Genomic DNA, 12,201 nt, shown 5'->3' on the forward strand with positions numbered 1-12,201 from the left:
GAAGGGCCGCGCCTGGCGCGGCCCGTCTGGTTGAACGCAGATGAAAGATAACGAGCGCCGCATCCTGCTGGGCAGGATTGTCGGCGCTTTTGGTGTGCGCGGCGAAATAAAGCTCGAGTCCTGGACCGAGCCGCGTTCCGCTATTTTCCGTTACCAGCCGTGGATCCTGCGCAGTCCCAACGGGCAGGAATCCACGCTTGAAGGCGCCCGTGGCCGCGACAGCGGCAAGCATCTGGTGGCCCGTTTTCCGGGCATCGAAGATCGCGATACGGTCGAGGCGATGCATGGCACCGAGGTCTACGTGGCCCGCAGTGCACTGCCACCGCCGAATGCCGACGAGTATTACTGGGTCGACCTTGAAGGCCTGGATGTGAAGACCACCGAGGGCGTTGCCCTGGGCCAGGTCTCGCACCTGTTCAGCACCGGCGCCAACGATGTGGTGGTCGTGCGCGGCGATCGTGAGCGGATGATTCCGTTCGTGTTGCCGGAGTTCGTCAAGTCGGTCGACTTCGAGGCCAACCTGGTCGTGGTCGACTGGGACCCCGAGTTCTGAGTGTGAGCATGCGTTTCGACGTCATCACCCTGTTCCCCGAGTTCCTCGCCCAGTCCGCCGGACTGGGCGTGGTCGGGCGTGCGCAGGAGAAGGGCCTGTTCAGCCTGCACGGCTGGAACCCCCGTGATTACGCTGAAGGCAACTACCGCCGGGTGGACGACCGTCCGTTCGGCGGTGGCCCGGGCATGGTGATGCTGATCGAGCCGCTGCAGGCGTGCCTGCAGGCGATCCGCGATGCTGATCCGACCCCGGCGCGGGTGATCTATCTCAGCCCGCAGGGTACGCCGTTGACCCAGGCCAAAGTGCGGGAACTGGCGGCGCTGCCGCGCATGGTCCTGCTCTGCGGCCGCTACGAGGGCATCGACGAGCGCTTCCTGGAAGCCAATGTCGACGAGGAGATTTCCCTTGGCGATTACGTGCTGTCCGGCGGCGAGCTGGGCGCGGCGGTGATCATCGACGCCGTGGCCCGTCTGCAGGACGGTGCCCTGAACGATGCTGAATCGGCCGCCCAGGACAGCTTCGAAGGTGACCTCGGCCTGCTCGACTGCCCGCATTACAGCCAACCGGCCCAGCATCCGCTGGGTGACGTGCCGGAGGTGCTGCGCTCGGGCAACCATGCGGCCATCGCCGCCTGGCGCCGCCAGCAGTCGCTGGTCCGGACCGCGCAGCGGCGCCCGGACCTGCTGGATGAACAGGCACTGGGCAAGCCCGACCGAAAACTGCTCGACCAGGCCCGCCAGGCCCGGAAACAGAAGGCCAGCCCCTAGCGCAGGGCTGGCTTTTTCGGCTATCATGTCCAATTACCGCCAGCTTCGGCCGGCGCGCGCAGTACCCACAACAAACGTGCAGCACAGTCCAGTGACTGCATCAGCCTACGTTGTCGAAACGACACGCCCACCCGAACAAGAATCGGTGTAACCCATGAGCAAGCTGAACAAGTCCATCGTCGCGGAATTCGAATCCGCCCAGATCACCCGCGAACTGCCGAAGTTCAGCCAGGGCGACACCGTTGTCGTCAACGTGAAGGTGAAGGAAGGTGCCCGCGAGCGCGTGCAGGCCTATGAAGGCGTTGTGATCGCGACCAAGAACGGCGGCCTGAACTCCTCGTTCACCGTCCGCAAGATCTCGCACGGCTACGGCGTCGAGCGCGTCTTCCAGACCCACAGCGCCATCATCGACTCGGTCGAAGTGAAGCGTCGTGGTAAGGTCCGCGCCGGCAAGCTGTACTACCTGCGTGGCCTGGAAGGCAAGGCTGCCCGCATCAAGGAAGACCTGGCTGCCGCTGCTGCCGCCAAGGCTGCCCGTCTGGCCGAAAAGGCCTGATAAACAACTTCGGTTGTTGCCGCGACGGCCACCTTCGGGTGGCCGTTTGCGTTTTCGGCATCGCATCGGCCACGATCAGGCGATGAACGAGATCAACCCACGCTATCCCGCCGTGATCCAGTCGGCGTTGCGCTTCCTCGACGGCAAGGGGCTGGCGCGCGTGCAGTCGGCACCGTTGCTGCACCGGTTGTTGTGGCGCATGGGCATCGCACTGCCGCCGCCGATCCTGGCCGGCTTCGCCACCAACGCGCTGGTGCAGGGCCTGCTGTTCGGGCTGTTCTGGACCGGACTGATGTGGCTGATGTTGTGGCAGGGCAGCGAGCGTCCGCTGGTGCTGCTGCTGTTGGCCGGGCTGTTGGCCGGTGCCCTGTTCGGTGTCGTGATGGCGGCCCTGATGCGCTCGCTGCGACGTCACCGCAAGCTACCGGACTGGCGGCAGTTCCTGGCCCGTCAGGCGGACTGAGCCGATGGCGCACCGCGCCGTGACCGACAGGCACCCGTCGCGCTAGGCTGCCGCTTCATCCTGATGGACGTGCCGTGCGATGCCTGCCAAGCGAACCGCACCCTCCGCCGCGCCCAGGCTGCTGTCCGGTGGTAACCCGCAGATCGCCAAGGGCGAGGGCGATGCCACGGTGCAGGCCTATATCGCGGCGATGCCGGACTGGAAACAACCGCTCGGCGCGCGGTTGGATGCGCTGATCGAGCAGGCCGTGCCCGGCGTGCACAAGGCGGTGAAGTGGAATTCGCCGATGTATGCGGTTGCCAAGGGCGAGGGCTGGTTCCTCAGCTTCCATTGCTTCACCCGCTACATCAAGGTGGCATTTTTCCGGGGCGCCGCACTGAAGCCGATACCACCCGAGCCGTCCAGGAGCGCAGACACGCGCTACCTGCACATTGCACAGGACGGCGTGCTGGATGAAGCCCGGTTCCTTGACTGGGTGCGCCAAGCCGCGGCATTGCCCGGCGAGCGCATGTAAGCCCACCGTTCCGATCTACTTGCCGACGAGAACCGCTGATGGCCACGCACGCGCCGAACCCTGCCGATGCCGGAACCCCAGCAGCTGAACTGATCGATGCACGCATCGCCGAGCTGGGCGACTGGCGTGGTGAAACGCTGGCGCGCGTACGCGCGTTGATCCATGAAGCGCTGCCCGACGTGCAGGAAACCTGGAAGTGGCGCGGTACGCCGGTGTGGGAGCACAACGGCATCCTGTGCACTGGCGAAACCTACAAGCAGGCGGTGAAGCTGACCTTCGCCCATGGTGCGGCGCTGGCCGACCCGAAAGGCCTGTTCAATGCCAGCCTGGACGGCAACACGCGACGTGCGATCGACATCCATGAAGGTGCGATGCCCGATGCCGCGGCATTGAAGGCGCTGTTGCGCGAAGCGGCTAAGTTCAACGCTGCGAAAAAGAAGCGGTAGAGCCGGCCGCTGGCCGGCTGTTGCACGAAAGAAGAAATGGTAGAGCCGGCCGCTGGCCGGCTGTTGCGCGATGCGTCCGGAGAGGCATGAAGCTGCCGGCCAGCGGCCGGCACTACCGTGCATTGAACGATCCATGAGGTTGCCGGCCAGCGGCCGGCACTACCGCAGCGGCGCGGCATCCGGGTCGGCCACCGGTGAGGGTGGGCAGGCCGGAATCTCCGACGGCGTGGCCAGTTCTTCGGCATGCGACGGCTTGCCGATCATCGTGGCCTTGCGCCAGCCACCCCAGCGGTAATACGCCAGCGACAGCAGCATCGACACCAGCGAGCTGACCGGGAAGCTCCACCAGATCGCATCGGCACCCCAGTACGGCTGCAGCAGCTCGGCGAACGGTACGCGCACGCCCCACAGCGAACCGGCCAGGATCAGCAGCGGCGGAATCACCGCGCCGGTGGAGCGCACCACGCCGGAGATCACGAAGCTGACGCCGAAGAACAGGAACGAACCGATCACCACATGGTTGAGGTGGCGGGCGATGTCCAGCGCCTCGCTGGCCGGCGGCAGGAACAGCGCCAGCAGTTGCCGATCGAACAGCACCAGCGGCAGGATCAGTGCGCCGGTCAGCAGGAAGTTGAACAGCACGCCCTGCCGCGCGGTGCCGCGCACGCGGTCCCACCGCTGCGCGCCGACGTTCTGCGCGGCCATCGTCGAGCACGCCGCACCGATCGCCATTGCCGGCATCTGCAGGTAGTTCCACAATTGCAGCGCGGCGCCGTAACCGGCGCCGGTGTCGGTGCCGTACTGGTTGACCATGGTCATCAGCAGGATCACCGACAGCGAGATCAGCACCATCTGCAGGCCCATCGGCACGCCCTTGATCACCAGCGCCTTGAGAATGGTCAGGTCGAGCTTGAGCAGGCGCATGTCGGCGCGGCCCAGCCACAGGGTGTGGCGCTTGTGCCGCATGTACAGCAGCAGGCCGGCCAGCGACAGCGTCTGCGCGACCAGCGTGGCCCAGGCCGAGCCGGCGATGCCCAGCGCAGGGAAAGGCCCCATGCCGAAGATCAGCACCGGGTTCAGCACGATGTCCAGCGCCACCGACACCATCAGGAAACGGAACGGCGTGCGTGAATCACCGGCACCGCGCAGCGCAGCGGTGAGGAAGGCGAACGCGTACAGCGTCGGCATCGCCAGGAAGATGATCTGCAGGTAGGCCTCGGCCAGCGGCAGCGAGGCGGCCGGCGTGCCCATTGCTGCCAGCAGTGGATGCGCCATGAACCAGCCGGCGATGGCGATGATCACCGACAGGCCGATGAAGAAGGTGGCGCTGGTGCCGACCACGCGCCGCGCCTGCGCGATGTCGCGCGCGCCGATGGCCTGGCCGATCAGGATGGTCGAGGCCATGCCGAAGCCGAATACCGAGCCGATCAGGAAGAACATGATGTTGTTGGCGTTCGCGGTGGCGGTCAGTGCCGCCTCGCCGAGGAAGCGCCCCACCCAGACCGCATTCACCGAACCGTTCAGCGACTGCGCGATGTTGCCGGCCAGGATCGGCAGGGAGAACAGCAGGAGATTGCGGCCGATCGGGCCGGAGGTCAGGTCAAGCGGCGCTTTGGCCATGGAGTGGTGATCGAATCCCGGGAGGCGCACACTAGCACCAAGCCGGTTTGCGGGATGTGGCAATGCATCAACGACTGCGGGTGAAGCGGAGCATGGCGCTGGCCTTGATCGGCGTTGTACTGGCCGCATGTTCGACAGGTGACCGGCTGGGCGATACCCAGGTGCGGCCGACCGACCGACCCGAGTGCCTGGTCGGCAGTCAGCGCCAAGACCTGTCCGCTGGTGTACCCACGTTGATCGGGGGCAGCGGCTGCCGCACCGACCCCGACCATCCGCGTCCTCTGAACAAGCCACCGGAGTAGTCCCTACCGATGCCTGAGCTTTCCCCGTTGTCGCCCAGTGTCCGCCTGGACATCTGGTTGTGGGCGGCCCGTTTCTTCAAGACCCGCAGCCTGGCCAAGCAGGCCATCGAGACCGGCAAGGTCAGCGTGGCCGGGCAGCGCCCGAAGTCCTCGCGCGCGGTGCGCGTGGGTGAGCAGCTGCAGGTCGACCGCGGCGAGGAGCATTTCGAGATCCAGGTGCTGGGCCTGAGCGACCAGCGCGGGCCGGCGCCAATGGCACAGCAGCTGTATGCCGAGAGCGAGGCTTCGAAGGCGCGCCGTGCCGAACAGCGTGCACTGCGCATTGCGGCACGCGATGGTTTCCAGCCGCCGGAACACAAGCCGGACAAGCGCGCGCGGCGTTTGATCCGGGCCTTGGGTGACATCGACGCGTTCTAGCGAAATCCTGATTCCAACGGATTGTTCCTGTCGCGGTGCGAAACAAAGCGCCGGTCACGGTGCGTTCGGATTGCGCTGGGCAGGCTGGTTTTTCACCTATCGGAGGCCTGCCCATGCGTCGTCTGCTGTTATGCCTGTCCCTGCTTGCTGCTGCGCCACTGCACGCTGCCGACATCACCTTCTGGGACGTTCCGCAACGCGGTGGCAACAGCATGAACATGTCGCCTCCGGACCGGAAATATTTCGAGGCGCTGCGTGCGACGGGTGCGACCTGGGTGCGGCTGGTGCCGGACAAGTGGAAGGGGCAGGGCGGTCGTGACTTCCTGATCGGCAACGCCGATGACTATCGCGGACTGGTTCCGGCCGACCTGGCCACGCTGCGGCGGGTGCTGGATGACGCCGATGCGGCCGGGCTGAAAGTGGTGCTGACGCCGCTGTCGCTGCCGTTGCTGCGCTGGAAGCAGCACAACGGCGATGTAGTCGACCAGCGCCTGTGGCAGTCCTTCGACAACCATGTGCCGGCCCGTCGCTTCTGGCTTGACCTGGCCACGGCGCTGAAGGGTCATCCTGCCTTGGCCGCCTACAACCTCATCAATGAGCCGGTGCCCGAGTACGGTGCAGGCCTGGCCGAGCATGCGTCCACCGAGGAGATGCAGCAGTGGTATGCCGGTGTGCAGGACGGCCCACGCGATCTGCGCCGCTTCTACTCGGAGCTGATCGCCCGCATCCGCGAGGTCGACACTGCGATGCCGCTGATGCTGGATGCGGGCTGGTATGCCGCCGCCGACGGTTTCAACTACTGGCCGGCACCGTTGGCGGATTCGAAGCTGCTGTACAGCGTGCACATGTACGAGCCGTACGCGGCAACCAGTGCGCCGAACCAGACGCGTGCCAAACCCTGGCGCTATCCGGCGCAGGTGCCGTTCGGTACAGGCAGCGAGCGTTGGGATGCGGCGCGTGTACGCCGTTACCTGCAGCAGCCGATGACGTGGGCCGCCTCGCATGGCGTCGGTGCCAACCGCATGGTGGTGGCCGAATTCGGCTGCATGCGGCGGTGGCCGGACTGCGGCCGCTACCTGCAGGATGTGCTGCAGGTGCTGGAGCAGGACAAGGTGCACTGGGCCTTCTACGCCTTCCGCGAGGATGGCTGGGACGGCATGGACTACGAACTGGGCGACAAGCCGCTGCCGTGGTCGTACTGGCAGGCGCAGGAAAAGGGCGCCCATGTCGAGCCGCCGCGCTCGATGCAGGCGCCCTTGTTCGCGCCGATCCTGCAGCGTTTGAAGGCGGGCAACCGGTGAGCCGCCGGGCATGGCCCGGCGCTACCCATGGAGATGCCGGTAGCGCCGGCCCATGTCCGGCCAGGCTTTCCCTCAGCGCTTGCCGCCGAGCAGATTGCCGCCCAGCTTGAGCAGATCGCCCACGCCCAGCTGACCATCACCGTCCTGGTCCAGCAGGCTGCCGAGCAGGCCGCCGGCCAGGCCACCCTGCTGCTGTACCTGCTGCTTTTCCTGGCCGAGGGCCTGGCTGAGCGAGCCGGCATCGGCCTGGCCGCCACCGAGGCGCTGTGCCAGGAAGGCCATCACGATCGGCGCGAGGATCTGCAGCAACTGGCTGGTGCGGCCACTGTCGAGCTGGGTGGCCTGGGCCAGGCCGGTTTCCACCTTCTGCTGGCTGCCGCCGAAGATGTGGCCGAGGATGCCGGCGCCATCGCTGGCAGCGCCACCGCCGCCACCGCCCAGCACCGAACCGAGCACGCTGCCCAGGTCCAGGCCGCTGTGGTTGTTCTGCAATGCGCCGAGCAGCGCCTGTGCGCCCTGTGGCTGCGAGGCGTTGTTGCCCAGCGCGCCCATCAGCACCGGCAGCGCGGCACTGATCGCGCCGGAAGCCTGGGTATCGCTGATGCCAAGCTGCTGCGACACCTGTTGCAGCGGGGCGCCCTGCAACTTGGTCAGAAGTTCGTCGGTCAGGCTCATCTGGGGAATCCTCGATTGGGGTTGGGCGTGCAGAAGGTACGACGCGGACCGTTAAAACGGCGACGCCGCCTCACGGGGAGGCGGCGTGCCGTTCACGGGGGAGGGCGATCAGAGCTCGATGTCTTCGGCGCCCGGGGTGGCGGTGGGGAAGTCCGCTTCCGGCTGGGCCGGCTTGAACGGATCCGACGGCTGGCTGGCCAGCGCCTTCAGGGCCGCAGCGACGCCGGCGCCGTAGGCCGGGTCGGCCTTGCTGCAGTTGTCGATGTGGCGCTGCTTGATGAAGTCCGGTGCATCGCCCAGGGCACGGGCGGTGTTGGCGAACAGGCGGTCCTTCTGTGCCTGGTTGTAGCTGCGGAACAGCGCACCGGGCTGGCTGAAGTAGTCGGCGTCGTCCTCACGGAAGTTCCAGAAGTCGGCGTCGCCGCGGATCTTCATCGGCGGTTCGCGGTACTGCGGTTGTTCCTGCCACTGGCCGTAGCTGTTCGGCTCGTAGTGCGGCAGGCCGCCGTAGTTGCCGTCCACGCGCATCGCACCGTCGCGGTGGTTGCTGTGCACCGGGCAGCGCGCTGCGTTCACCGGAATCTGGTGGTGGTTCACGCCCAGGCGGTAGCGCTGCGCATCGGAGTAGGCGAACAGGCGCGCCTGCAGCATCTTGTCCGGCGACGGGCCGATGCCCGGCACCAGGTTGCTCGGTGCGAACGCCGACTGCTCCACGTCCTGGTACCAGTTGACCGGATTGCGGTTCAGTTCGAACTGGCCCACTTCGATCAGCGGGTAGTCGCTCTTCGGCCACACCTTGGTCAGGTCGAACGGATGCACGCGGTAGGTTTCCGCGTCCAGCTCCGGCATGACCTGGATGAACAGCTTCCACTTCGGGAAGTCGCCCTTCTCGATCGCGGCGAACAGGTCGCGGCCGTGGCTTTCGCGGTCATGGCCGACCAGGATCTGCGCCTGTGCGTCGGTCAGCGATTCGATGCCCTGCTGGCTGACGAAGTGGAACTTCACCCAGAAGCGTTCGCTGTCGGCATTGGTGAAGCTGTAGGTATGCGAGCCGAAGCCGTGCATGTGGCGGAAGCTGCGCGGGATGCCGCGGTCGCTCATCACCACGGTCACCTGCAGCAGGGCTTCGGGCAGCAGCGTCCAGAAGTCCCAGTTGTTGCGCGCGCTGCGCAGGTTGGTGTGCGGGTCGCGCTTGACCGCCTTGTTGAGGTCGGCGAACTTGCGCGGGTCGCGCAGGAAGAACACCGGGGTGTTGTTGCCGACCAGGTCCCAGTTGCCTTCTTCGGTGTAGAACTTCAGCGCGAAGCCGCGGATGTCGCGCTCGGCGTCGGCGGCGCCACGCTCGCCGGCCACCGTGGTGAAGCGGGCGAACATCTCGGTCTGCTTGCCGACCTTCTCGAACAGCCTGGCGCGGGTGTACTTGCTGATGTCGTGGGTGACGGTGAAGGTGCCGAACGCGCCCGAGCCCTTGGCATGCATGCGGCGCTCGGGAATGATCTCGCGGTTGAGGTTGGCCAGCTTTTCCAGCAGCCAGACGTCTTCCATCAGCAGCGGGCCACGCGGGCCGGCGGTCTTGCTGTTCTGGTTGTCCACCACCGGTGCGCCGAAGGCCGTGGTCATCGGCGTGACCGGGTCATCGCCGTGCTTCTGCTTGGGCGTGGTGCTCAGCTCGCGCTGCTGCTCGGCGCCCTGCTCCGGCGACGGGGCGGTGTGATACGGGCACTTGGCGTTGTTGTTGTCGGACTGGCTCATCGGCTGGCTCCTGGTGGCGGTGAAGACGTGGGAGAAACATCTTCACTCGACTTTAGCTATGGCCAGATGAAATGAATAATCGAATGATTCATTCAGGTTGATAGATTCTGTCAATTGAAACGCAGAATCGGATTTGCACAGTCTTTCAACAGGCCTCCCGCAAGGCGGCGGGAGGCCATGGGCGCGCGCTGCGGTTACAGCAGCGCCTTCAACCGGTACAACGCTTCCAGCGCCTGCTTCGGGGTCAGTTCGTCGGGGTCGATCGCGGCCAGTGCGTCCTGCGCCTTGCTCGACGGTGCCGCGAACAGGCCGAACTGCTGCGGTGCATCCAACGCCTGCGGCGCCAACTCGGCGGCATGGCTTTCACCACCGCGCTGTTCCAGCTCGGCCAGGCGCCTGCGCGCCTGCGCCACGGTGGCGCGCGGCAGGCCGGCCAGGGCGGCCACCTGCAGGCCGAAGCTGCGGTTGGCCGGGCCATCCTTCACTGCATGCATGAACACCAGTGCTTCGCCGTGCTCGACGGCGTCCAGATGCACGTTGGCGATGCCGCTGCGGCCGCCCTCGTGCTGCTCGTCGGCCAGCGCGGTCAGTTCGAAGTAGTGGGTGGCAAACAGCGTGTAGCAGCGGTTCTCGTATGCAAGGTGGCGGGCCACCGCATCGGCCAGCGCCAGGCCGTCGTAGGTGGACGTGCCGCGGCCGATCTCATCCATCAATACCAGCGAGTGCGCGGTGGCGTGATGCAGGATGTAGCTGGTCTCGGCCATCTCGACCATGAAGGTGGACTGCCCACGGGCCAGATCATCACCGGCGCCGATGCGGGTCAGGATGCGGTCGATCGGTCCGATCAGCGCACGGCTGGCCGGCACGAAGCTGCCGATGTGGGCCAGCAGCACGATCAGCGCGTTCTGCCGCATGTAGGTTGATTTACCGCCCATGTTGGGGCCGGTGATGACCAGCATGCGACGGTCCGGATGCAGGTCCAGGTCGTTCGGCTCGAACGGCTGGTCGCGCACCGCTTCCACTACCGGATGGCGGCCGCGTTCGATCTTCAGGCACGGCTCGGCCTGCAGTTCCGGGCGCGCCCAGTCCAGCGCCTGCGCGCGTTCGGCGAAGGCGGCCAGCACGTCCAGTTCACTCAGCGCGGCAGCGCATTGCTTGAGCGGTTCCAGCTGTGTGCCGAGGGTATCCAGCAACTGCTCGTACAGGTACTTCTCTCGCGACAGCGAGCGGTCGCGCGCGGACAGCACCTTGTCCTCGAACGCCTTCAGTTCTTCGGTGATGTAGCGCTCGGCGTTGGTCAGCGTCTGCCGGCGGGTGTAATGCACCGGCGCGCGCTCGGACTGGCCCTTGCTGATTTCGATGTAGTAGCCGTGCACGCGGTTGTAGCCGACCTTCAGCGTGGCGATGCCGCTGCTCTCGCGCTCGCGCTGTTCCAGATCGACCAGGAACTGGTCGGCGTGGGTCGACAGCCGCCGCAGTTCATCCAGCTCGGCATCGAAACCGTCGGCCAGTACGCCGCCATCGCTGAGCTTGAGCGGTGGCATTTCGGCGATGGCGCTGGCCAGCAGATGCGCGCATTCGTCGTGCTCGCCAAGTGCGGCATGCAGGGTCTGCAGGCGCGGCGAATCCAGCGGTGCCAGCACCTCGCGCACGGCCGGCAGCAGGCCCAGGCCATCGCGCAGGGTGGAGAAATCGCGCGGTCGTGCCGAGCGCAGCGCGACGCGGGTGAGGATGCGTTCAAGATCGCCAAGGCGACGGAACTGCTCGCGGATGTCGGCGTCGCTGCCGCGATCGATCAGCGTTTCCACCGCGTGGTGGCGCTGCACCAGGACTTCGCGCAGGCGCAGCGGGCGATGCAGCCAGCGGCGCAGCAGGCGGCCGCCCATCGGCGTTACCGTACTGTCGAGCACACCGAGCAGGGTGTTGCGGGTATCACCGTCGACACGTGTATCCAGTTCCAGGTGGCGACGCGTTGCCGCGTTCATCGCGATCGCTTCGCCGGCGGTTTCCATCGAGATGGAGGTGAGGTGCGGCAGGCGCTGCTTCTGGGTTTCTTCCACATAGCCCAGCAGGGCGCCGGCAGCAGCGGTGGCACGTGGCTTGTCATCGATGCCGAAACCGCTGAGATCGTGCAGCTTGAAGAAGTTCAGCAGCTGGCGACGACCACTGTCGGCGTCGAACAGCCACGGCGCGCGGCGGCGCACGCGACTGCGCTGGCGCAGGAACTCGGGCCAGTTCTCCTCATCGGGCACCAGCAGCTCGGCCGGCTCCAGGCGTGCCAGTTCGGCCTCCAGCGCATCATCGGTATCCACTTCGTTGACCAGGAAGCGTCCGCCGGCCAGGTCGGCCCAGGCCAGGCCGTAGCCCTGCTTGCTGCGCGACAGCGTCATCAGCAGGGTGTCGCGGCGTTCGTCCAGCAGCGCCTCGTCGGTGACGGTGCCGGGGGTGACGATGCGCACCACCTTGCGTTCGACCAGGCCCTTGGCCAGCGCCGGATCGCCGATCTGTTCGCAGATCGCCACCGATTCACCCAGAGCCACCAGGCGGGCCAGGTAGCCCTCGTAAGCATGCACCGGCACGCCGGCCATCGGGATCGGCGCGCCGCCGGAGCTGCCGCGCTGGGTCAGGGTGATGTCGAGCAGGCGCGCGGCCTTGCGCGCGTCGTCGTAGAACAGCTCGTAGAAGTCGCCCATGCGGAAGAACAGCAGCAGGTCCGGGTACTCGGACTTGGCTGCGAAGAACTGCTTCATCGCAGGCGTGTGTTCCTTCGAGCCCTTGCTGGCGCTGTTGTTTTCTTTAATATCAATCACTTGAGTTGAAGGGCTTTGAGTGGAG

General features: G+C 66.3%; 13 protein-coding genes. 9 read left to right on the plus strand and 4 right to left on the minus strand.

From position 1 onward, the window contains the following. Positions 1-40 precede the first annotated feature (40 nt). The 6 genes from rimM to AC3ITW_RS05900 all read left to right on the plus strand — a co-directional run bounded on the left by rimM (position 41) and on the right by AC3ITW_RS05900 (position 3,299). Positions 41-553, plus strand: coding sequence for a ribosome maturation factor RimM (gene rimM / locus AC3ITW_RS05875; protein WP_004149035.1), 513 nt, complete (start codon positions 41-43; stop codon positions 551-553). 8 nt (positions 554-561) lie between these two features. Further along, on the plus strand, positions 562-1,320 hold the full coding sequence (trmD, locus tag AC3ITW_RS05880) for a tRNA (guanosine(37)-N1)-methyltransferase TrmD (protein ID WP_100434242.1): 759 nt from the start codon (positions 562-564) through the stop codon (positions 1,318-1,320). A gap of 154 nt (positions 1,321-1,474) precedes the next feature. Continuing rightward, on the plus strand, positions 1,475-1,876 hold the full coding sequence (rplS, locus tag AC3ITW_RS05885; protein ID WP_004149090.1) for a 50S ribosomal protein L19: 402 nt from the start codon (positions 1,475-1,477) through the stop codon (positions 1,874-1,876). 82 nt (positions 1,877-1,958) lie between these two features. Further along, complete coding sequence (locus AC3ITW_RS05890; RefSeq protein WP_100434243.1) at positions 1,959-2,339, plus strand: DUF6404 family protein; 381 nt, start codon at positions 1,959-1,961, stop codon at positions 2,337-2,339. A gap of 79 nt (positions 2,340-2,418) precedes the next feature. Further along, the gene (locus AC3ITW_RS05895; RefSeq protein ID WP_180889287.1) at positions 2,419-2,853 is read left to right on the plus strand and encodes a DUF1801 domain-containing protein; all 435 of its coding nucleotides are present in this window, start codon (positions 2,419-2,421) and stop codon (positions 2,851-2,853) included. 38 nt (positions 2,854-2,891) lie between these two features. Continuing rightward, complete coding sequence (locus AC3ITW_RS05900) at positions 2,892-3,299, plus strand: DUF1801 domain-containing protein (protein ID WP_004149096.1); 408 nt, start codon at positions 2,892-2,894, stop codon at positions 3,297-3,299. 159 nt (positions 3,300-3,458) lie between these two features. On the opposite strand, the gene AC3ITW_RS05905 is transcribed toward AC3ITW_RS05900, so the two are convergent. Further along, positions 3,459-4,919 (minus strand): MATE family efflux transporter, encoded by a 1,461-nt coding sequence (locus tag AC3ITW_RS05905; RefSeq protein WP_032969269.1) that lies wholly within the window; start codon positions 4,917-4,919, stop codon positions 3,459-3,461. Between the two features lie 62 nt (positions 4,920-4,981). Here AC3ITW_RS05905 and AC3ITW_RS05910 point away from each other — a divergent pair, with 62 nt between their 5' ends. From AC3ITW_RS05910 to AC3ITW_RS05920, 3 genes are all read left to right on the plus strand, one after another. Then, entirely contained in the window at positions 4,982-5,221 is a 240-nt protein-coding gene (locus AC3ITW_RS05910; RefSeq protein WP_012510442.1) for a hypothetical protein, read from the plus strand. A 9-nt stretch (positions 5,222-5,230) separates the two neighbouring features. Beyond that, positions 5,231-5,638 carry an RNA-binding S4 domain-containing protein gene (locus tag AC3ITW_RS05915; protein ID WP_489390145.1) on the plus strand — a complete coding sequence of 136 codons (408 nt, stop codon included), beginning with the start codon at positions 5,231-5,233 and terminating at the stop codon, positions 5,636-5,638. 113 nt (positions 5,639-5,751) lie between these two features. Continuing rightward, positions 5,752-6,939 carry a glycoside hydrolase family 5 protein gene (locus AC3ITW_RS05920; RefSeq protein WP_489390146.1) on the plus strand — a complete coding sequence of 396 codons (1,188 nt, stop codon included), beginning with the start codon at positions 5,752-5,754 and terminating at the stop codon, positions 6,937-6,939. Positions 6,940-7,011: 72 nt separating this feature from the next. On the opposite strand, the gene AC3ITW_RS05925 is transcribed toward AC3ITW_RS05920, so the two are convergent. The 3 genes from AC3ITW_RS05925 to mutS all read right to left on the minus strand — a co-directional run bounded on the left by AC3ITW_RS05925 (position 7,012) and on the right by mutS (position 12,116). Then, positions 7,012-7,614 carry a DUF937 domain-containing protein gene (locus AC3ITW_RS05925; RefSeq protein WP_012510444.1) on the minus strand — a complete coding sequence of 201 codons (603 nt, stop codon included), beginning with the start codon at positions 7,612-7,614 and terminating at the stop codon, positions 7,012-7,014. 108 nt (positions 7,615-7,722) lie between these two features. Continuing rightward, positions 7,723-9,366 carry a catalase gene (locus AC3ITW_RS05930; protein WP_100434245.1) on the minus strand — a complete coding sequence of 548 codons (1,644 nt, stop codon included), beginning with the start codon at positions 9,364-9,366 and terminating at the stop codon, positions 7,723-7,725. A 194-nt stretch (positions 9,367-9,560) separates the two neighbouring features. Further along, on the minus strand, positions 9,561-12,116 hold the full coding sequence (gene mutS, locus AC3ITW_RS05935) for a DNA mismatch repair protein MutS (RefSeq protein ID WP_489390147.1): 2,556 nt from the start codon (positions 12,114-12,116) through the stop codon (positions 9,561-9,563). Between the last annotated feature and the right edge of the window lie 85 nt (positions 12,117-12,201).

The organism is Stenotrophomonas sp. KH_052, from assembly GCF_057838755.1.

Coding starts and splice junctions, on each gene's coding strand:
- rimM (WP_004149035.1), top strand. CDS start 41: ATGAAAGATAACGAGCGCCGCATCCTGCTGGGCAGGATTGTCGGCGCT.
- trmD (WP_100434242.1), top strand. CDS start 562: ATGCGTTTCGACGTCATCACCCTGTTCCCCGAGTTCCTCGCCCAGTCC.
- rplS (WP_004149090.1), top strand. CDS start 1,475: ATGAGCAAGCTGAACAAGTCCATCGTCGCGGAATTCGAATCCGCCCAG.
- AC3ITW_RS05890 (WP_100434243.1), top strand. CDS start 1,959: ATGAACGAGATCAACCCACGCTATCCCGCCGTGATCCAGTCGGCGTTG.
- AC3ITW_RS05895 (WP_180889287.1), top strand. CDS start 2,419: ATGCCTGCCAAGCGAACCGCACCCTCCGCCGCGCCCAGGCTGCTGTCC.
- AC3ITW_RS05900 (WP_004149096.1), top strand. CDS start 2,892: ATGGCCACGCACGCGCCGAACCCTGCCGATGCCGGAACCCCAGCAGCT.
- AC3ITW_RS05905 (WP_032969269.1), bottom strand. CDS start 4,919: ATGGCCAAAGCGCCGCTTGACCTGACCTCCGGCCCGATCGGCCGCAAT.
- AC3ITW_RS05910 (WP_012510442.1), top strand. CDS start 4,982: ATGCATCAACGACTGCGGGTGAAGCGGAGCATGGCGCTGGCCTTGATC.
- AC3ITW_RS05915 (WP_489390145.1), top strand. CDS start 5,231: ATGCCTGAGCTTTCCCCGTTGTCGCCCAGTGTCCGCCTGGACATCTGG.
- AC3ITW_RS05920 (WP_489390146.1), top strand. CDS start 5,752: ATGCGTCGTCTGCTGTTATGCCTGTCCCTGCTTGCTGCTGCGCCACTG.
- AC3ITW_RS05925 (WP_012510444.1), bottom strand. CDS start 7,614: ATGAGCCTGACCGACGAACTTCTGACCAAGTTGCAGGGCGCCCCGCTG.
- AC3ITW_RS05930 (WP_100434245.1), bottom strand. CDS start 9,366: ATGAGCCAGTCCGACAACAACAACGCCAAGTGCCCGTATCACACCGCC.
- mutS (WP_489390147.1), bottom strand. CDS start 12,116: ATGAAGCAGTTCTTCGCAGCCAAGTCCGAGTACCCGGACCTGCTGCTG.